The sequence below is a fragment of the Actinokineospora xionganensis genome (assembly GCF_014323725.1).
Taxonomy (GTDB): domain Bacteria; phylum Actinomycetota; class Actinomycetes; order Mycobacteriales; family Pseudonocardiaceae; genus Actinokineospora; species Actinokineospora xionganensis.
Genome location: NZ_JABVED010000010.1, coordinates 58,841 through 76,944, shown reverse-complemented (window position 1 = coordinate 76,944; position 18,104 = coordinate 58,841). Strand labels below are relative to the sequence as shown.

Genomic DNA, 18,104 nt, shown 5'->3' with positions numbered 1-18,104 from the left:
TGCCAGAATGGGCAGGAGACGACTGGGCCGAAGCCGCAAGCAGAAGTGGCACCGCATCGAGCCCCGCACGGTCCACGACCTCGACAGCTTCGCCGACGCGATCGACCCGGGGAAGCTGGACCCTGAGCAGTTCGTCCAGCTCATCTCCACCCTGGACATGCTCGGCACCGCGGGCACCGGCCTCGAACTCGCCGGGATGCGCACGGACACCTTCATCAGCTTCCTGTCCCGCGCCTCGCGCGACCAGCTTGACGCCCTCATGGCCCACCCCCGGCTGCGGCAGGTCGTGTTCGAGGAAGTCTTCAGCCGAATGGCGTCGCACCTGAACAGGGAGCGATCGGCAGGCCTGTACGCGGTCATCCACTGGCGCTTCACCGGAGGTTCGGGCCCCGGCGATTTCGACAGGTTCGAGACCGTCATCGAAAAGGGCCGCTGCGAATCCGGCGATGAGCCCACCGACGACGCGCGGGTCACCGTCACCATCTCCCCCACGGACTTCCTCCGCGCGGTGACCGGCGTGGTGAACCTGCCCATGCTTTTCTTGTCGGGCAAGGTGAAGGTCAAGGGCGACATCGCCTTCGCCGCAACGCTGATCTCGTACTTCGACCTCCCGAAACCCTGAACGGGGGACTCCCGCGAGTCCCCCGTTCAGAACAACGAGTTCAACACTCAGAACACTGAGATCGACATTCAGTACGTGATCGCCAGTGCCGGGTCGGCCAATAGTGCGCCGACGTCCGCCAAGAATTCCGAGCCCTGCTGGCCATCGACCAAGCGGTGGTCGAAGCTCAGCGCGAGCTGGCAGACCTTGCGGACCTTGATGTCGCCGTCGACAACCCAAGGGGTGTCCCGAATCGCGCCGAACGCGAGGATCGCGGATTCGCCTGGGTTGATGATCGGGGTACCTGTGTCGACGCCGAAGACGCCGACGTTGGTGATCGTGATGGTGCCGTTGACCATGTCCGACGGGGGCGTCTTGCCCTCGCGGGCCGTGGTGGTCAGCAGTTCCAGTGCCTCCGCCAATTCCCGCAGCGACAACGTGTCGGCGTCGCGGATCTTCGGCACGATCAGGCCGCGGGGGGTTGCCGCCGCGATGCCCAGGTGGACGTAGTCCTTGTAGACGATCTCCTGTGCGGCCTCGTCCCAGGACGAGTTGACCTCCGGGGTCCGCTTGATCGCCATGGCGATCGCCTTCGCGCAGAACGCCAGGGGCGTCAGCTTGACGTTGCGGAATTCCGGGTGGTTCTTCAGCTTCGCGCGCAGTTCCATCATCGGGGTGACGTCGACGGTCAGGAACTCCGTGACGTGCGGTGCGGTGAAGGCGCTGGCGACCATGGCCTGGGCGGTGACCTTGCGGACGCCCTTGATCGGCACCCGCCGCTCACCCCGGACCGGGGCCTTGACCTGGCCCTCCTCCGCGGGGCTGGACGCGGCCCGCTCGACGTCGGCGCGGGTGATCACGCCGCTGTCGCCGGTGCCGGTGAGCGACCGCAGGTCGACGCCGAGGTCCTTGGCGAGCTTGCGGACCGGCGGCTTGGCCAGCGGGACGTACCCGCCGGGCAGGTCGATCAGCCCGGCCGGGCTGTCCGGCACGATCGGCGTCGGGTCGATCGGGGGCGCCTCTTCGGGAACCGGCCCCTGGTGCCGCTCGAACGCCGCGCCGACGGTGCTCTGCGCCGCCGCCGCGTCGGCCGTGGCCGGGACGGCCGGGCCGTTGCGCGAGCGGCGCTTGGCGGTGACCGTCTTGGAGCCGTAGCCGACCAGCGGCTTCATCTCCTCCTCGGCCTCGGCGGGCGCGGACCCGTTGGTGTTGGCGGCGGCCGGTTTCGCGGCGCCGCCCGGGTCGACGTCGATGGTCAGGATCGGTGTGCCGACGTCCACGGTCTGACCCGGTTGGACGTGCAGTTCGGTGACCACACCCGCCCACGGGCAGGGCAGCTCGACGGCCGCCTTCGCGGTCTCGATCTCGCAGATGATCTGGTTGACGGTGACCGTGTCGCCCGGCTGGACGTGCCAGGACAGGATCTCGGCCTCGGTCAGCCCTTCCGCGGTGTCGGGCAGCGGAAAGCTCTTGTATTCAGGCATCTCTCACCACGCCAGGGAGCGGTCGACGGCGTCGAGCACTCGGTCGAGGTCGGGCAGGAAATGCTCTTCGAGCTTGGCGGGCGGGTACGGGACGTCGAACCCGTTGACCCGCAGCACCGGCGCCTCCAGCGAGTAGAAGCACTCCTGCTGGACCTTCGCCGCGATCTCCGAGTTCAGCGACGCCTCCGAGGGCGACTCCGACACGACGATGAGCCGACCGGTGCGCCGCACCGAGTCGTACACCGGCGCCAGGTCGAGCGGGGACAGTGTGCGCAGGTCGATGACCTCCAGCGACTTGCCCTCTTCCTGGGCGGCGGTCGCCGCGTCCATGGCCACCTTCACCGACGGGCCGTACGCGACGACCGTGGCCGTCGTGCCCTGCCGCAGCACCCGCGACTGGAACAGCGGGATCGGCGTCGCGTTGGTGTCGACCTCGGCCTTCATGTTGCCCGAGTGGTAGTACCGCTTGGGCTCGAAGAACAGCACCGGGTCGTCGCACTGGATGGCCTGCTGGATCATCCAGTAGGCGTCCACGGCGTTGGAGCACGAGACGACCTTGAGGCCGGCGGTGTGCGCGAAGTACGACTCCGGGGACTCCGAGTGGTGCTCGACCGCGCCGATGCCGCCGCCAAACGGAACGCGGATGACCAGCGGCATCTTGACCCGGCCCCGCGTGCGCGCGTGCAGCTTCGCGACCTGCGAGACGATCTGGTCGAAGCCCGGGAAGATGAACCCGTCGAACTGGATCTCGCACACCGGGCGGAAGCCGCGCACGGCCAGACCGACCGCGGTGCCGATGATGCCGGACTCCGAGAGCGGCGTGTCCAGCACGCGGTGCTCGCCGAAGTCCTTCTGCAGGCCGTCGGTGATGCGGAAGACGCCGCCGAGCTTGCCGACGTCCTCGCCCATCATGAGGACCTTCGGGTCGGCCTCCATCGCGGCCCGCAGGCCGAGGTTGAGCGCCTTGCCGAGGGTGAGCGACTGGACCGCGTTGTCGGCAGAGCCGGGTCCACCGGTTTGACCAGCCTTGTTGATAGCGGGTGCGGCCATCAGTGCTCACCTCCGAAGCTCGCGTGGTAGGCGAGGAAGTCGTCGCGCTGCGCGTCGAGCACCGGGTTCGGCTCGGCGTAGACGTTGTTGAACATCTGCTCGATGGGCGGTTCGCCCATGTTGAAGCAGTAGTCGCGCAGTTCGGCCGCGAGCGCGTCGGCGTCGGCCTGCACGGAGTCGAAGAAGGCCTGGTCGGCGTTCTCGTGCCGGACCAGGTTCACCCGCAGCCGCTCGATCGGGTCCTTGAGCTTCCAGGCCTCGAGTTCATCGGAGAGTCGGTAGCGCGTCGGGTCGTCGGTGGTGGTGTGGGCGTCCATCCGGTAGGTGAACGCCTCGATCAGCACCGGGCCGTTGCCGTGGCGGCACTCGTCGAGCGCCCAGCGGGTGACGGCGAGCGTCGCGAGGACGTCGTTGCCGTCGACGCGGATGCCGGGGAAGCCGTAGCCGCGGGCCCGCTGGTAGAGCGGGAGGCGGGTCTGGCGTTCGGTGGGCTCGGAGATGGCCCACTGGTTGTTCTGGCAGAAGAAGACGAGGGGCGCGTCGTAGACCGCGGCCCACACGAAGCCCTCGTGCACGTCGCCCTGCGAGGTGGCGCCGTCACCGAAGAAGACCATCGTGGCTTCGTTGGTGTCATCTGCGTCGCCGCTGTTACCGACACGGCCCTCGAACCGTTGTCCCATCGCGTAACCGGCGGCGTTGAGCACCTGGTTGCCGATGACGATGCAGTACGGGTGGAAGCGCGTGGCGTTCGAGTCCCAGCTCCCGTTGTCGGTGCCGCGGAAGATGCCCAGCAGCTCCTTGGGGTGGATGCCCCGGGTCCACGCGATGCCGTGCTCGCGGTAGCTGGGGAACGCCATATCGGTGGGCCGCATCGCGCGACCCGCGCCGATCTGCGCGGCTTCCTGGCCGAGCAGCGGCACCCAGATGCCGAGCTGCCCCTGGCGCTGCAGTGCGTTGGCCTCACGGTCGGCGCGGCGGACAAGGACCATGTCGCGGTACAGATTCCGCAGGTCTTCGGCGGTGACGTCGGCGACATAGCGGTCGAACTCGGGGTTGGGGACCCGTTCGCCTTCCGGGGTCAGGAGCTGGACCAGCTCCGGACCGCCTTCGCTTGTCGCTCGCAATCCCGCGATCACCTGCTCTGCTGTGGGTGCGGCAGCGGTGGCGGCTGGACCTTCCCGGGGCTCCGGGTGCGTCCACGTTTCTGGGGACGACATGCGCGTTCTCCTCGTGTCTGGGCCGCACAGTCGCTTGTGGCGACGGCATGCAGCCGCGCCGCCGGTACCCCGCCACCCGGTTTGGGTGGGTGGTCACCGTCGGCGCTGACGGTTCTCTCCCACATCCTGACACGAAGCTACCCGGATTGGTGAAGGGCAGGTGCCGCACCGAAGTCGATCACGGGCCGCTGAGCTGGGAAAACACTTGGATTCCCGACGTTAGGGGATCAAAGCGGAGCGCGGTCGGAGCAGTTCAGCGGGCTCGTGTGGACACTCCGCGCACGCCGGGCGCACTCATAGTGACCTGCGTCACTCGAACAGCGGGAGCCGCTCGATGTCACCCTTCGCGAAGGCCGCGATGACGGTGCCCGCGGGGGCGGTGGTGGACACGATCCGAACCGTGTCACCGACGACGTCCACACTCGGCTTCGGGACGACTCGCGACCAAGGGGTGCCGGAGGAGGTCTTCGCGCCTTTGAGCGTGGCCTCGATCTGGATCTTCATCTCGGCTGCGTCCTCGGGCGAGTGCGCCTTGAGACAGATGATGTCGGTGGTGTGGTCCTTGCCGTCGATCCGCACCCCGGCGGAGGCGATCGGCCCGATGGCCGCCGCCGCGACGTCGCCCAGGCAGCCCGCGTGCGCGGCCATGGCCTTGTCCTCGGCCAGACTGCCCGCCCCCTCGGCGAACCAGTCGAGCTGAGGCGCGGACGACGAGTAGAGCAATTCGGAACCGGCCACCCGCACAGCGGAGAAGGCCGCGGGCTTGGCGGCCTTGTTCGCGATGGCGGAGTTGACCGCGGCACTATCGAAAGCGCCCCGTAAACGCCCGGCGGCGGCCGGCGCCTTGCCCGCGGTGACGGCTTCCTCGAACGCGGCGAGGTCGAGCGACAGGACGTCCTTCAGCTTCTTGGGGGACTCGGTGATCTGCGAACTGCCGACCATGCCGAAGTTCTTGGTGTCCTTGAGGAGCTTGATCTTGGTGAGGTCGGCGTACTCGAACCGCTCACGGGTGCTGTCGTTCGCCCGGACAGCCGCGAGCGCGCCAAGCAGACCAGACGGCTTGGGCGCGTCGGCGGAACTCGGGGAAGCGTTGGGAGAAGCGGGTTTCTCACCACAGGCGGTGAGAGCGAGACAGGCGATGGCAAGGACACCCACGGAGCGCTTCATGGGCGGCAGGTTAGCGGGTGAGGCCGTGACCGTGTGCGGGAACTTTCACGGCCACGGCCTCACTGACGAGAGTGCCCGACCAGACCTGACAAAGACCTCAGCGCGCAGTGCCAGGAGGCTTCGCTGAGGGAGAGGTGCCCGCGTTCAACGCAGTCCCCTTAGGATCCACTGAAACTCGACCGCGCCCGGTCATGATCGGTGGCCATTCGAGCCAGGAAATCCACCGACTCGTCAGCACTCAACGCGATCTTCAGCATCGTGTCGGTGGAGCTCTGGTATCTACTGGTGTCATCGGGTTTGTGCAGGAACGCGCCAGCCGAGCCCTGGTCGAGAAACACGATCGGGGTCGCTTTGCTGAAGTTCAGCAGCGAGAACCCGCCGACTGGGAGGTATCCACCCCGGCGAAACGGGATTGCCCTGATCGTCACGTTGGGCAACTCGGACATCTCGATCAGCTTGCGGATCTGGTCGGCCATCACCAGGGAACCGCCGATTGGCCTACGGAGAGCGGCCTCATCGACGATCGCCAGATATGACGGCCCGCGGCCCTTGGTCAGCACGGTCTGCCGCCGCACCCTGGTCGCGATACGCGCCTCCGCGTCTGCCTCCGGAATGCGGGCATAGTCCATGACCGCGCGTATGTAGTTGTGTGCTTGCAGCAGTCCGGGGATGAGCAGCGGGCCGAAATTGACGATCCGGGTGGCTTGCGACTCGAAGGTGATCAGCGCGGGCAGCTGCAGTTGGAGTGGGCGCTTCTCCCCGGACTCCCACCAGCCCGGCGTGTTCGCCGCGCGGGTGAGTTCGAGGATCCGCGCCCGTTTCTTGCCCACCACCGAATAGACAGCGAGCAGTGCCCCCACCTCTTCGAGGCTGGGTAGCCGCTTGCCCAACTCGGATCGGTTCAGGCCGGCGCTCGAGAAGCCCACCCGGGCGGCGGCCGCCCGGGTCGTCAGTCCCGCCTGTTCACGCAGGTCCTTCAGCTCGGCGGCCAAGGCGCGCGTCCGAGCTGTCCCCTCAATCCGGCTCACCTGATCACTTCACCAGGTCTGATGTCGTGGGGAAATGACACGATGAGATGAGCCGTTTCACCTACCGGGACACGGTCGACGGCAGTACGGCCCGCTCGGGCTGAGCCGACTTGATCAGGACCAGCGCCGCCGATCCGATGATCAGCAAGCACCCGCCGACGACCGGCAGTGTCAAGGTCTCCTTGAGGAAGACCGCTCCCCACAGCACACCGAACAACGGGGTCAGCAACGCCACCATCATCGCCCGCGACGGGCCGACATCGGCGATCAGGCGGAAGTACAACAGGAAGCCGATCGTCGTGCAGAGCACGGCCAGCGCAAGGACGTTGAGCACGATCGGCACAGTGATCTCGATCGTCGGGAGGTTCGCCACCCAGAACGGGAGCAGGAACACTCCAGCCAGCAATTGGGAGCAGCCCGCCATGCCGATCGGGTCGACAGCCGGTGCGAACCGCTTCACGTAAACGCCGGACATCGCATAGCAAACCGCCGCCACCAGACACGCGGCGATTCCCGCCCAGAACTGGGTTGAGGCATGCGCGGCCGAACCCCCGCCCGCGACGAGCGCGACGCCTGCCACGCCCATGATGAGCCCGGCGAGGCCGCGCAGGGTTAGCCGGTCCCGCAAGAAGATCGCCGCCAGGATCGTGCCGAACAGCGGCGTGCTGGAATTGATGATCACCGAGTAGGACGCGGGAATGTGCACTGCCGCATAGGAAAACAGCAGCATGGGCGTCGCCACGTTGAACAGGCCGACCACCACATAGTGCGCCCAGTGGGCACGCCACTTGGGGTGGAAGCGAATCGCGGCGAAGTACGGCAGGAACGCCAGACCGCCTATCCCTACCCGAAGTCCAGCGGTCGTCGTCGCCCCCAGCACCGGCGCCAGGACACGCAGAAAGATGAACGAAGCGCCCCAGAGGGCACCCAACACGAGCAAGCGCACCCAGTCGGATCTCCGCATGGCGGCGAGTGCCTCATTTCAGGTTCGAGTTCGCGATGGCGCTACCGCGTCGGACAGGCCCGACTTGATCGAACAAGATCAACTAGACCTTAGCCCCGCACTGAGCGGACGAAGTCGTCGATCTTCGCGCGCGCGACTGCCAGGTCGGCCAAGTTCTCCTCGACCAGGAGACTGAAGTGACTGCCGACGATGACCCCGTTCGCGCCCGCGTCCCAGAAGTCGGTCACCTGATCCCTCCGGCCGATTCCGAAGCCCACCACAAGCGGCTTCTCGGACAGATCGCGGAGGCGGCCGACCCGACTTACGGCATCGTCGCCGAAGGTCGCGCTCGGCCCGGTCGTGCCGAACCGGCTGATCACGTAGGTGAAGGCGCTCGACCCGTCGATCAGCCGGGCCGCTCTCTCCATCGGGGTGTTCGGCGCGATCATCTGGATGCACCCGATCTGGTGTTCGCCGAGCAGATCGACGTGCTCGCCGGACTCCTCGATCGGCAGGTCCGAGCACACAACGGCGTCGACACCGGCGTCGGCGAGTTCGGCGTAGGCCTTGCCGCCTCGCTTGAACAGCAGGTTGTAATAAAGCAGAAGCCCGATCGGCAGCGTCGGGTAGACGTCTCGAATCTCACGGACCATCTCGACGCAGGCGTCGTACGACATCCCCGACGCGAGTGCCCGTCGCATCGATCGCTGGTTGATCGGGCCGTCGGTGACTGGATCGGAGAAGGGGAACCCGAGTTCAAGCGCGTCGGCTCCCGCGTCCACTGCCGCCCGGATCAGCCGCATGCTCTCATCGCGAGTCGGATCGCCGAGGGTGAAGAAAGGAATGAACGACTTGCGGTTCGGCTGGGCGAAGACGGCGTCGAATCGGTTCATGCGGACAGACTCCCCAGGTAGTGCCAGTACTCGTCCAGGTCCTTGTCGCCCCGGCCCGAGACGCAGACGAGCAGTGCCGCGTCCGGATCGAGATCGCCCGCGGTTCGCGTCGCGAGGGCCAGCGCGTGCGCGGATTCGAACGCCGGGATGATTCCCTCCAGTGCGGACAGTTCGGCGAACGCCCGCAGGGTCTCCTCATCCGTGACGGCGCCGAACGTGGCGCGGCCGGAATCACGCATGGCCGCGAGTTCTGGTCCGACGCCGGGATAGTCGAGCCCGGCCGCGATCGAGTGGGTGTTCGCGATCTGTCCCTCGGTGTTCTGCAGGAACAGCGAATGCATCCCGTGGAATACTCCGGGAGATCCCTTGGTGAGAGTCGCGGCATGCCTGTCGGAATCGTTCCCGACGCCCGCGGGCTCGGCCCCGAAGAGCCGAACATCTCCGTCGTCTTCGAATGCGGAGAAGATTCCCACAGCGTTGCTTCCGCCGCCGATGCAGGCGAAGACCGCTGTCGGCAGTTTCCCGGTCATCTCGATGATCTGCGCTCTGGCTTCGTGCCCGATGACCGACTGGAAGTATTTGACCATCGACGGATACGGGTATGGCCCCGCGGCGGTGCCGAAGCAGTGGTAGGTGTCGCCGACGTTCGTGATCCAGTCGCGCATCGCTTCATTGATCGCGTCCTTGAGGATTCCCCCACCGGAGGCGACTGAGTGGACTTGGGCTCCGAACAATTCCATCCGCTTGACGTTGGTTCGCTGGCGTTCGATATCCACCGCACCCATGTACACCTCGACCGGCAGACCGAGTTTGGCGCCCGTCATGGCGGTGGCCACGCCGTGCTGCCCCGCCCCGGTCTCGGCGATGACCCGCGTCTTGCCCATGTACTTGGCCAGGAGGAGCTGGCCGATCGTGCTGTTGGTCTTGTGTGCCCCTCCATGCAGCAGATCCTCGCGTTTGAGAAAGATCGTCCTGCCGTACTTGTCGGACAGCCGTTCCGCGAACATGACGGGTGTCGCTCTGCCCGCGAAGGTGCGGAGCAGTTCCTCGAACTGGTCCACGAATTTTCGGTCGGCCATGGCCTCCCGAAAGGAGGTCTCGACCTCGGCAAGCACCGCGATCAGGCTCTCCGACGAATAAATTCCGCCATACCCTTGGTCGCCGAATCGGACCTGAAGCTCCAACTCTTTCAGCATTTACCAGCCTTGCTGCATCGATGTGAGATCGGCGAACCATGATAATCGGGGTGCGCTCGTTTCGGGCATTGTGGCGGCTTGTTGGCACCAAAGAATCCAGCGCGTCTCGGCGTCTGGATCACATGGTCGAAGAACCGTTAAATAGTGGTTCGCATGCGTTACGTCACTCCCCAGTGAGTCGTCAGTCCCGTGTACCGCGACGACCTAACTACACCGTGTTTAGGCAATGCGGTCAAGCGAAGTCTCGATCACCGGGCGTGACGCACGCCATATGGGTGCAATTTGTGTTCGGATCGCATGTCGTCATGAAAGCTGCTACCGGGGTGCCGATCATATTCGGGTAATCCGGTTTTGGTGAGCAAAAGGCGACGGATTAAATTTTCTCGACCATCGTGAACTGTGCGAATATGCCTATTCCGGCCGGCTTCGCCTTGGTCGTCGCTCCGCGCTACGCGCACTGGCGTCCAGATGGCAGGATCGGCGGTGTGGACACGACAGCAGCGGCGCAGACCGTCCGGACCCTGTGGGACGCAGAGATCCTGCCCAGCCTCCAGGACTTCATCGCCATCCCCGCCCTCTCCCCTTCCTTCGACGACGCCTGGGCAGCAAACGGCAACCTCGACGCGGCCGTCGAACACCTGCGGGCCTGGATCGCGAAACGCAACATTCCCGGTGCGACCATCGAGGTCGTGCGGCTGCCGGAGCGCACGCCGCTGCTGTTCGTCGACATCCCGGCGACTGACGGCGTCGACAACGGCACCGTCCTGCTCTACGGCCACCTCGACAAGCAGCCACCCGTCGGCGGTTGGTCCGAAGGCTTGGGCCCCTGGACGCCCGTCCTGCGCGACGGCAAGCTCTACGGCCGCGGCGCCTCCGACGACGGTTACGCGGGCTATGCCGCGACCGCCGCCATCGAGGCCGTCCGCTCCTCCGGCGGTGCGCACGGTCGCTGCGTCCTGCTGCTGGAGACCTGCGAGGAGTCCGGCAGCTACGACCTGCCCGCGTACCTCGAACACCTCGACGACCGTCTCGGCGCGGTGTCGCTTGTCGTCTGCCTCGACTCGGGCGGCCTGGACTACGACCGCCTGTGGCTGACCACCTCCCTGCGCGGGCTCGCGTCGGTGACCGCGACCGCGCGGGTGCTGACCGTCGGCCAGCACTCGGGAACCGTCAGCGGGGTCGTGACCAGCTCGTTCCGCGTGCTGCGGCAACTGCTCGACCGGATCGAGGACTCGGCGACCGGCGAGATCAAGCTGTCGGAGATGAACGTCGAGATCCCCGAGGACCGGCTCGCCGAACTGCGCGCGACCGTCGAATCCGCGCCCGGCTCGGTCCTCTCCGCGATCCCGTTCGCGCCCGGTGTCCGCCCGGTCACCGACGACGAGGTCGAGCTGTTCCTCAACAGCAGCTGGCGCCCCACCCTGTCGATCATCGGCGCGTCGGGGATGCCCGAACCGGCGGACGCGGGCAACGTGCTGCGGCCGTTCACCACCCTCACCCTGAGCTTCCGCCTGCCACCGACGGCCGACGCCGACGCGGCTCTCGAAGCGGTCCGCAAGATCCTGACCACCGACGTCCCGGACGGCGCGCGGGTCGAACTCACCCGGCTGGAGGCGGCGGGCGGCTGGAACGCGCCCGCGCTGGCGCCGTGGCTGCGCTCCTCTTTGGACACCGTGAGCGACACCGTCTTCGGAAACCCGTGGCGCACCATGGGGATGGGTGGGTCCATCCCGTTCATGGGACTGCTGGCCGAGCGTTACCCCGACGCGCAGTTCGTCATCACCGGCGCGGTCGGCCCGGACAGCAACATCCATGTGCCGGACGAATCGCTGGAAGTCGCGCACGCGGTCCGCGTCACCGAGGCCATCGTCCACATCCTCGACGCCCACGCCAGAGGCTGACTTGCACGGCCACTTCGTCCCTGCTGCCGCGAGCCGGGTGGGGACAAGCCTGGCCACGCCACGCAGTCGAGCACGGCGTAGGTGCCCGACCGGAAGCCCCTCACACCCGGCGCAACCTGCCCGCCACAAGCTCGCTGTAGGCGAGCTTGCCCAAAAGCAGCTCGCACGCGGCGTCCTCACTCGGCAGCCGCACCAGGTGGTTCTTCTGGCCACGCTCGAGCCAGTACACCTCCCAGACCCCGTCCGCGTCGGGAAGGACGCACCAGCACTGTTCGTCGCGCGCGCCAAGGGCGACGACCCTGGGTTCGATTCCCAGCGCGTCCAGCGCGGTGCCGAGGGCTTGCAGGTTCACAGCGGGATCTCCCTGAGGTATCCGGCGTTGATCAAATCGACCACGGAGTGCGGCAACACATACTGGGTGCCGCCTCCCGGCTGACCCATCGCGGGGGCGATCGGACCTTCCCACACGGGCAACGGGCGCACCACTTCGTACTGGTGATAGCCGTTGTTGAGATTGTCCGGCGGCAGGCCGCGCTGCGGGTACGGCGTGTCGGCGGGCGAGACGAAGTCGCCGCGCGCGCTGCCGAACCGGTCGATCGTCTGGCCTGGCTGCAGGACACCCGGCGTGCGGGACTCCGGAGTGTTGAAGCCCTGCGGGTGCGCATCAGGGTCGGGCCACTCCAGCATCCGGTTGCCGTAGCGGCCGGTGTCGCCGCTGGGCCAGTACTGCTGATTCCAGCCCGCCTCACCGAGCCCGGCGTGCGGGTCGTAGTCCGGGGGCATGAGGTCGCGGACTGCCGGGTGGTCCGCCGGTACGCCGTTGGTGTTGATGATCGCGTCTCGATTCGGGTTCGCCCTGGCCTGGCTGATCAAGTCGTCGTCGATCAGGTTCGCGTGCGGGTGCCGCAACTGGCTGGTCGGGATCGTCTTGCCCGCCGCGTCGTAGTCGCGGGTGCTCGCGGGCCGTGTCGGATCGACGTCGGGCGGTGGAGTGTGCGGGGTGGTGGACGGGTCCGCGGATCCGCTGGGTGTGGTGGATCCCGACGGCGTGGTGGGGGTGGCGCTCGAGGTCGTCGGGGCATCCGCCGAACCGGAGGGTGTCGTCGTGGTGCTCGGTGTGCCGGGCGTCGCGCTCGACGGCATGGTCGGGGTGGCCGAGCCGGACGGCGTGGTCGTGGGTGTCGCGGAGCGGACGGTGTCGGGCGCGTTCGGGCTCTCGGCGCCGCCGACCGTGCGCAGCTTCCGCAGGCCGCGCTTGATGGCCTCCCAGATCTCGCCGAGCTTGGCCATGATCGGGCGCAGCTTCTCCACCGAGCGGGTCAGCTTGGTGATGATGTCGGTGATCCGGCCGACCCACTTCGACACCAGCGCCGCCACCGAGGCGGCCACGTGCGGGGTGGCCAGACCCAGCGTGAGGCCGAGTTCGGCGAGCCACTGCGGCAGCCGGATGAGCAGCGTCGAGATGCACTCGGCGACCAGGTCGCGGACGATGCCGCGGACCACGCCGACCAGCACGCCGACGACCTCGACGACTGTGCCGATGGTCTCCGCGCCGGTGCCCGCGGCGGTGATGTGCTCACCCTGCTGGCCCGCGTTGTTCCGGTAGGCGTCGGCCGCCGGGCCCGCCCAGCCCGCGGTGCCGTTGGTGACCTCGGTTTGGTAGTCCGCCGCGACCCCCGCGACGGCCTGCGAGACGTTCTTCCACGTCTGGGCGTACGCGGCGATCTGGTCGGCGTCCCCGGCCAGCCAGTTCAGCGCGTCGCGCAGCGGGGCGACGTGCTCGATCACCCAGGAGACCGCGTACTGCCCGAGCGTGCCGATCGGGTCGAGCACCAGCGAAAGGATCTCCAGGCCGCCGCCCAGCGCACCGATGCCACCCTCGACCCACGAGCCGCTCTGCACGCCGTTGTAGATGTCGACCGCCGACTCGGCGATGCCGATGCCGGTGACGGCGGTGGTCGAGTCCTTGCGTTCGGCGATCAGCGGATTGGTCATCGCACACCGCCCGCGAAGGGCCGCGTGTTGGCCTGCTCGACGTTGTCGTAGGACGTCGTGTTGTCGCGGATGCCCTGGGCGGTGTCGCTCATCGAGTCCGCCGCCTGCCGGATCGCCTCGACGCCCGGGCCGCTGACCGCGTGCACGATCGGCACGAAGAACTGACAGATCACGCCGTACGCCTCGGTGCCCATGTGCACCTGGCTCGCCGCCTGCAGCGCCTGGTCGAGGCGGTCCCGCAGCGCGTCGAGTCTGCCCGCGTGGCCGGATAACTCACCGGTCAGGACGTCGTATCCGTTCGGCACCGCGACTCCTTCAACTCAGGATGGGCGGTCCGCCCCAGTCGTCGTCATCGTCCTGCGGCGGGCGCGGACGTGACCGGCGGGTCGGGGGCCCGTCGTCTTCCGGGACGTCGCCGAGTTGCATCTCCTCGACCACGCTTCCGGTCGGACGTTCGGGTTCGGGCTCCGGTTCCGGGAATCTCTGCCGATACGAGTCGACCACCGTGGCCACCGTCTGCTCATCGTCGCCGACGGTGCGGGTCATGACTTCGGCGACGTGGTCGGTGATCCTCGACTGGGCCCGACGCATCGTCGTCAGCACCATGGTCGACAGCTCCGCACCCGCCAGGTCGCGGTGCTTGTCGCTGATCACCAGATCGGTCACCGCCCCGGTCGCGTCGACCGTCACCCGCACGACGTCGTCCCGCGCGGACTCGGTCACCGAGACGCGCGCGACCTCGGCCTGCATCGCCTGGTAGCGCTGGGCTTTCTCCTCGACCGCCGCCGCCCAGCGGCGCATCTCCTGCTCGGTCTGGTAGCCGTCCCCACCGAAGTTCGGCTGGTTCACCCGTTCCCCTCTCGGACTGCCGGGAACCTACCGTCACCAGGCCGGATACCGCACCTGCCACTCGGGGTCCTCGAGCGAGTTGTGCCTGCTGAACTCGATCAGCGCGTCCCTACCCAGACGCTCGATGACGTCCCGAAGTTCCAACTCCGCCAACCAGTCCGCCGCAATCGCGCCGACGCCGTGCACCGAGCCCAGCAGGTTGCCGCAGATGGACCCGGTCGAGTCGCTGTCGCCGGAGTGGTTGACCGCCAGCAGCAGCCCGTCGGCGAGATCGTCCGCGGCCAGCGCGGCGCACACGCCGATCGCCAGCGCCTCCTCGCCGACCCAGCCGCCGCCGAGGCCCGCGAGCGCCTCCGGCGAGGGCCTGCCGCGCTCGGCCAGTGCGACCGCGCCGTCGAGCGCCGCCACCGTCTCGGCGGAGTCCTCCCAGGTGACCAGCTCCGCGCGGACGTCGGCGATCGCGTCGGGCAGCTCAGCGCCGTCCAGGAGGCGGTGAACCAGGAACGCGAGCGCCCCGGCCGCCAGGTAGCCGCTGGGGTGGCCGTGGGTGAGGGCGCCCGCCTGCGCGGCGATCACGAACCCGTCGAGCGGGTCCTCCGACCACAGCGCGCAGGGCGCCGCGCGCATCACCGCGCCGCAGCCCTTGGAGTCGTTGAGCCGGTGCGACATCGTCCCGCGCTCCGCGCCCGCCGCGTACCCCTCCAGGGCGTGCAACACCGTCGAACCGGGGGCGCGGCGGTGGAAGAGGTCACGCTCGCCGATGAGCCAGCCGTCCGGCTCGGCCTGCATCGCGTAAGACCCGGCCGCCTTGTGCCACGGCACGCCTTGGGTGTGCAGCCACCGCTGGTAGGCGTGCTGCAACACCGACGACGGGTGCTGCTCGAAGTACAGCAGCCGCTTGGCGATGTGGCCGCGGATCATCGCTTCCAGGGTGAACAGGGTCAGCTGCGTGTCGTCGGTGATCTTCCCCCGCCCGCCGTACGCGTCGGCGTACCCGGTCGTCCCGTCCGGCCCGAACCGCGCCCGGATGTCGGCGATCGAGAGGAACTCGACCGGACCGCCCAGCGCGTCGCCCACCGCGCCCGCGAGCAGGCAGCCGAGCCACTGATCGACCGGTATCACCCGGTCGTAGGGGAAATCACCGTCCACGGCGTCAAAGGTTAGTTGAGCGGACCGCGGCCGCCCTGGCCGATCCGGCCTCCCGCGGCGGTCGGTTCGCTATGGTCGGCCAGGCGACAGTGGCCTGACCGCGGACGGGAGTGCCGAACTGAACTCGCTCACCATCCCGGGACCGCTCGATCCGGTCCTGCGCGACCGTGTCCGGCGCGCGCGGACGCGCCTTTTCCTCGCCTTCACCGCTCTTCCTGGAGCGGTCGTGTTGGCCTGTGCGGGCATGGTGATCGCCGCCGCGGTTGGTGCGGGCGGATTCCAGTGGTGGCTGCTCATCCCGGTGGTCGGCTCGCTGATTCCGTTCGTGGTCCTGCAGGTCGGCCGGTTCCAGCCGCCCGCCTGGCCGGTCGCCGCGTTCTTCGCCGCCGCGGGCCAGGTGGTCTTCGGTGCAATCCCCGGGTACGGATTCGCCGCCGAGACCGCCGAGCGCCTCGCACTCCCGCTGTTCGCGTTGGCGTGGGTGAACGTGTTCGTGTCCGTCCCGCTCAGCGCGAGCGCCTACAAGATCCTGTTGCTGCCGCTGATCCCCGAACTCGGCTCACTGCCGGTGGAGTTGCGCCTCGGCGCACGCGTCGCCATGGGCCACGCCGATTCCATCACCACCGGCGTCACGATCACCACCGCCGACGTGATCGCCCACGCCCGCAGGCACGTGCCCAACTCGACCGGCAGCCCCAACCAGATCACGGTGCCACTGCGCGAGATCTCCGCCGTGGAACTGGTGCTCCTCGACGATTTCCAACCGTGGCTGGCGTTGGCCGACGGCACGATGCTGGCCACCACAGCCGGGCCCGCCGTCGCGCTCCGCACGCGGTCGGGGACCTTCGTCATCCCCAGCGACGACGCCCACAAAATCGCCGAGATCGTGCACCGTCGCATCCAAGTCACCCGTATGCAGCAGTGAACTCTGGTACGAAGGCGACCACCGCACCCACAAAGCTGAGGAGAAGCGACGCATGCTCCCGAACGACCCCACCCAGGCCGCGCGCGAGTTGGAGAAGCTGGCCGGTGATCTTGAGCAGCGGGGACGCCGCTTCATTGACCTGCATCAGAAGATGAACGCGCTGAGCGTGACCGAGACCTCCGCCGACGGCTCCGTCCGGGTGACCGTGGACGGCAACGGCGTGCCCACGGAGTTGACGATCACCGAGCGGGGACGAGGAACCGATCCGGCGCGGCTTTCGTCCGAGCTGATGTCCTGCATGCAGCGGGCTCAGGTCAAGCTGCGCGCGCGGGTCGAGGAAACCACCCGCGAGACGGTGGGCGAGGACGAGGCCGCGACGCCGATCCTCAACCAGTACGCCGCACGGTTCCCCGACGAGCAGCAGGCAGGTGCGGCCCCGCTGCGGCAGCACCGACTGGGCGACATCGAAGACGACTGAGCGAGGGGAACAGCTGTGGGAAACGAGTTGACCGTCAACAGCGCCGAGGTCCGGGCGCACGCGGCGGCTACCGACGCCTTCGCCGGTCGGGCGGACACCGCCACCGCGGCGGGCGCGCACCTGACCACGCTGAACGACGCCTACGGGCTGCTGTGTCAGCCGTTCGGCGCCATGGTGGTCTCGCCCCAGGCGCGAGGCACCGAGGCGCTGGGCGGTGCGGCGAAGAGCCTGCACGAGATGTCGAGCAAGCTCACCGAGGCGGCGCAGGCCTACGAGGACACCGAGCAGCGGATCACCGACCTCATGAAGCAACTGGTCGAGCAGCTCGACGCCGCGGCCGCGTGCATCCCGACCGTGAGGGGCAACTGACATGACCATGGGAATCGACGCCAAGTCCGACAACCCGCTGGTCACCGACGGCACCGACCTGCGCAACAACTACCTGCAGGACGCGAACCCGCTGGAGAACATGGGCGCCCCCAGCCAAGAGGGCGGACCCGGGTTCATGACCGGCGTCACCGCTTTCGAAGCGGGCTGGGCCATCGCCGAGGGCATCGACAAGGGCGACTGGGCTATCGCGGTCTCCGGCATGGTGGCGCTCGGGCTCGATGTCGCGGCGGCCGTCGTCGACCCCATCGCCTACGTCGCGGGCCAGCTGGTCTCCTGGATGCTCGAGCACATCGAGCCCGCCCGGGCGATGCTGCACGCCCTGGCGGGTAACCCGGACATGGTGAAGGCCTACTCCGCGTCGTGGACGAACATCGAGAACGAGATGCTCGCCCTGAGCCAGGAGTACGGCGAGGCCGCCAAGAACGAGGCCCCCAGCTGGACCGGCGACGCCGCCACGGCGTACCGGGACAAGGCGGCTGGACTCGCCGGTGTCTGCGGCGGCGTCGCCGGTGCCGCGCACGGCATCGCCTCGCTCACGATGGGCATGGCCGAGGTCGTCAACGGCGTCCGCACCGCGGTGCGCGACATCCTCTCCGCGATCGCCGGTTCCCTGGTGAGCTGGGCGATCGAGCTCCTCGCCACGGTCGGCGTCGCGGCGCCGCTGGTGGTCGGCCAGGCCATGGTCGCCATCGCGAAGGTGCTGTCCAAGTGCGCCCTGCTCTCGGGCAAGCTCGGCGTGGCTGTCGGCGCGGCCATCACCCTGCTGGTCGCCCTGCGTGACGTGTTCGACGGCCTGATCCGCGCCCAGAACGCGCTCGAGGCGAGCTAAGACTCGGAG

At 68.1% G+C, this 18,104-nt stretch carries 19 protein-coding genes; 6 read left to right on the top strand and 13 right to left on the bottom strand.

Features of this window, described 5'->3' with window-relative positions; genetic code table 11:
• Positions 1-7 precede the first annotated feature (7 nt).
• Positions 8-622: an SCP2 sterol-binding domain-containing protein gene (locus tag GPZ80_RS18290; RefSeq protein WP_187221635.1), complete on the top strand. Its 615-nt coding sequence runs from the start codon at positions 8-10 to the stop codon at positions 620-622.
• Positions 623-690: 68 nt separating this feature from the next.
• Here the strand turns inward: GPZ80_RS18290 and GPZ80_RS18285 are convergent, their stop codons facing one another.
• The 8 genes from GPZ80_RS18285 to trpB form a co-directional block, all read right to left on the bottom strand.
• Complete coding sequence (locus GPZ80_RS18285; RefSeq protein WP_187221633.1) at positions 691-2,085, bottom strand: dihydrolipoamide acetyltransferase family protein; 1,395 nt, start codon at positions 2,083-2,085, stop codon at positions 691-693.
• A 3-nt stretch (positions 2,086-2,088) separates the two neighbouring features.
• Positions 2,089-3,135 carry an alpha-ketoacid dehydrogenase subunit beta gene (locus GPZ80_RS18280; protein WP_187221631.1) on the bottom strand — a complete coding sequence of 349 codons (1,047 nt, stop codon included), beginning with the start codon at positions 3,133-3,135 and terminating at the stop codon, positions 2,089-2,091.
• A complete protein-coding gene (gene pdhA, locus GPZ80_RS18275) occupies positions 3,135-4,352 on the bottom strand; it encodes a pyruvate dehydrogenase (acetyl-transferring) E1 component subunit alpha (protein WP_187221629.1) in 1,218 nt (405 codons plus the stop codon). The genes GPZ80_RS18280 and pdhA overlap by 1 nt, the downstream gene beginning before the upstream one ends.
• A 309-nt stretch (positions 4,353-4,661) precedes the next feature.
• The gene (locus GPZ80_RS18270) at positions 4,662-5,519 is read right to left on the bottom strand and encodes a hypothetical protein (RefSeq protein ID WP_187221627.1); all 858 of its coding nucleotides are present in this window, start codon (positions 5,517-5,519) and stop codon (positions 4,662-4,664) included.
• Between the two features lie 158 nt (positions 5,520-5,677).
• Positions 5,678-6,547 carry a helix-turn-helix domain-containing protein gene (locus GPZ80_RS18265; RefSeq protein WP_187221625.1) on the bottom strand — a complete coding sequence of 290 codons (870 nt, stop codon included), beginning with the start codon at positions 6,545-6,547 and terminating at the stop codon, positions 5,678-5,680.
• A gap of 61 nt (positions 6,548-6,608) precedes the next feature.
• Entirely contained in the window at positions 6,609-7,511 is a 903-nt protein-coding gene (locus tag GPZ80_RS18260) for a DMT family transporter (RefSeq protein WP_187221623.1), read from the bottom strand.
• Positions 7,512-7,600: 89 nt separating this feature from the next.
• Positions 7,601-8,383: a tryptophan synthase subunit alpha gene (gene trpA, locus GPZ80_RS18255; protein WP_187221621.1), complete on the bottom strand. Its 783-nt coding sequence runs from the start codon at positions 8,381-8,383 to the stop codon at positions 7,601-7,603.
• Positions 8,380-9,579, bottom strand: a complete 1,200-nt coding sequence (trpB, locus tag GPZ80_RS18250) for a tryptophan synthase subunit beta (protein WP_187221620.1) — start codon at positions 9,577-9,579, stop codon at positions 8,380-8,382. Before trpB ends, trpA begins: the two co-directional genes overlap by 4 nt.
• A 485-nt stretch (positions 9,580-10,064) precedes the next feature.
• On the opposite strand from trpB, the gene GPZ80_RS18245 reads away from it, so the two are divergent.
• Positions 10,065-11,480: a M20/M25/M40 family metallo-hydrolase gene (locus tag GPZ80_RS18245; RefSeq protein WP_376771696.1), complete on the top strand. Its 1,416-nt coding sequence runs from the start codon at positions 10,065-10,067 to the stop codon at positions 11,478-11,480.
• 100 nt (positions 11,481-11,580) lie between these two features.
• Here the strand turns inward: GPZ80_RS18245 and GPZ80_RS18240 are convergent, their stop codons facing one another.
• From GPZ80_RS18240 to GPZ80_RS18220, 5 genes are read right to left on the bottom strand one after another with little or no spacing between them, the layout of a single operon-like run.
• Positions 11,581-11,832, bottom strand: a complete 252-nt coding sequence (locus GPZ80_RS18240; protein WP_187221616.1) for a hypothetical protein — start codon at positions 11,830-11,832, stop codon at positions 11,581-11,583.
• Positions 11,829-13,475, bottom strand: a complete 1,647-nt coding sequence (locus GPZ80_RS18235; RefSeq protein WP_187221614.1) for a TNT domain-containing protein — start codon at positions 13,473-13,475, stop codon at positions 11,829-11,831. The genes GPZ80_RS18240 and GPZ80_RS18235 overlap by 4 nt, the downstream gene beginning before the upstream one ends.
• The gene (locus tag GPZ80_RS18230) at positions 13,472-13,780 is read right to left on the bottom strand and encodes a type VII secretion target (RefSeq protein WP_187221612.1); all 309 of its coding nucleotides are present in this window, start codon (positions 13,778-13,780) and stop codon (positions 13,472-13,474) included. Before GPZ80_RS18230 ends, GPZ80_RS18235 begins: the two co-directional genes overlap by 4 nt.
• A gap of 10 nt (positions 13,781-13,790) precedes the next feature.
• The gene (locus GPZ80_RS18225) at positions 13,791-14,324 is read right to left on the bottom strand and encodes a YbaB/EbfC family nucleoid-associated protein (protein ID WP_222719496.1); all 534 of its coding nucleotides are present in this window, start codon (positions 14,322-14,324) and stop codon (positions 13,791-13,793) included.
• Between the two features lie 33 nt (positions 14,325-14,357).
• Positions 14,358-15,473, bottom strand: coding sequence for an ADP-ribosylglycohydrolase family protein (locus tag GPZ80_RS18220; protein WP_187221610.1), 1,116 nt, complete (start codon positions 15,471-15,473; stop codon positions 14,358-14,360).
• Positions 15,474-15,699: 226 nt separating this feature from the next.
• On the opposite strand from GPZ80_RS18220, the gene GPZ80_RS18215 reads away from it, so the two are divergent.
• The 4 genes from GPZ80_RS18215 to GPZ80_RS18200 are packed head-to-tail and all read left to right on the top strand — an operon-like array spanning position 15,700 to position 18,095.
• Positions 15,700-16,398, top strand: a complete 699-nt coding sequence (locus GPZ80_RS18215; RefSeq protein WP_187221608.1) for a hypothetical protein — start codon at positions 15,700-15,702, stop codon at positions 16,396-16,398.
• A 52-nt stretch (positions 16,399-16,450) separates the two neighbouring features.
• Positions 16,451-16,876: a YbaB/EbfC family nucleoid-associated protein gene (locus tag GPZ80_RS18210; RefSeq protein WP_187221606.1), complete on the top strand. Its 426-nt coding sequence runs from the start codon at positions 16,451-16,453 to the stop codon at positions 16,874-16,876.
• 15 nt (positions 16,877-16,891) lie between these two features.
• Positions 16,892-17,245 (top strand): type VII secretion target, encoded by a 354-nt coding sequence (locus GPZ80_RS18205; protein ID WP_187221604.1) that lies wholly within the window; start codon positions 16,892-16,894, stop codon positions 17,243-17,245.
• A 1-nt stretch (position 17,246) separates the two neighbouring features.
• On the top strand, positions 17,247-18,095 hold the full coding sequence (locus tag GPZ80_RS18200; protein WP_246477228.1) for a hypothetical protein: 849 nt from the start codon (positions 17,247-17,249) through the stop codon (positions 18,093-18,095).
• Positions 18,096-18,104: the final 9 nt, after the last annotated feature.

Bases quoted from the DNA above. Each gene is read 5' to 3' on its own strand.
- GPZ80_RS18290 (WP_187221635.1), top strand. From the start codon at position 8: ATGGGCAGGAGACGACTGGGCCGAAGCCGCAAGCAGAAGTGGCACCGC.
- GPZ80_RS18285 (WP_187221633.1), bottom strand. From the start codon at position 2,085: ATGCCTGAATACAAGAGCTTTCCGCTGCCCGACACCGCGGAAGGGCTG.
- GPZ80_RS18280 (WP_187221631.1), bottom strand. From the start codon at position 3,135: ATGGCCGCACCCGCTATCAACAAGGCTGGTCAAACCGGTGGACCCGGC.
- pdhA (WP_187221629.1), bottom strand. From the start codon at position 4,352: ATGTCGTCCCCAGAAACGTGGACGCACCCGGAGCCCCGGGAAGGTCCA.
- GPZ80_RS18270 (WP_187221627.1), bottom strand. From the start codon at position 5,519: ATGAAGCGCTCCGTGGGTGTCCTTGCCATCGCCTGTCTCGCTCTCACC.
- GPZ80_RS18260 (WP_187221623.1), bottom strand. From the start codon at position 7,511: ATGCGGAGATCCGACTGGGTGCGCTTGCTCGTGTTGGGTGCCCTCTGG.
- trpA (WP_187221621.1), bottom strand. From the start codon at position 8,383: ATGAACCGATTCGACGCCGTCTTCGCCCAGCCGAACCGCAAGTCGTTC.
- trpB (WP_187221620.1), bottom strand. From the start codon at position 9,579: ATGCTGAAAGAGTTGGAGCTTCAGGTCCGATTCGGCGACCAAGGGTAT.
- GPZ80_RS18235 (WP_187221614.1), bottom strand. From the start codon at position 13,475: ATGACCAATCCGCTGATCGCCGAACGCAAGGACTCGACCACCGCCGTC.
- GPZ80_RS18210 (WP_187221606.1), top strand. From the start codon at position 16,451: ATGCTCCCGAACGACCCCACCCAGGCCGCGCGCGAGTTGGAGAAGCTG.
- GPZ80_RS18200 (WP_246477228.1), top strand. From the start codon at position 17,247: ATGACCATGGGAATCGACGCCAAGTCCGACAACCCGCTGGTCACCGAC.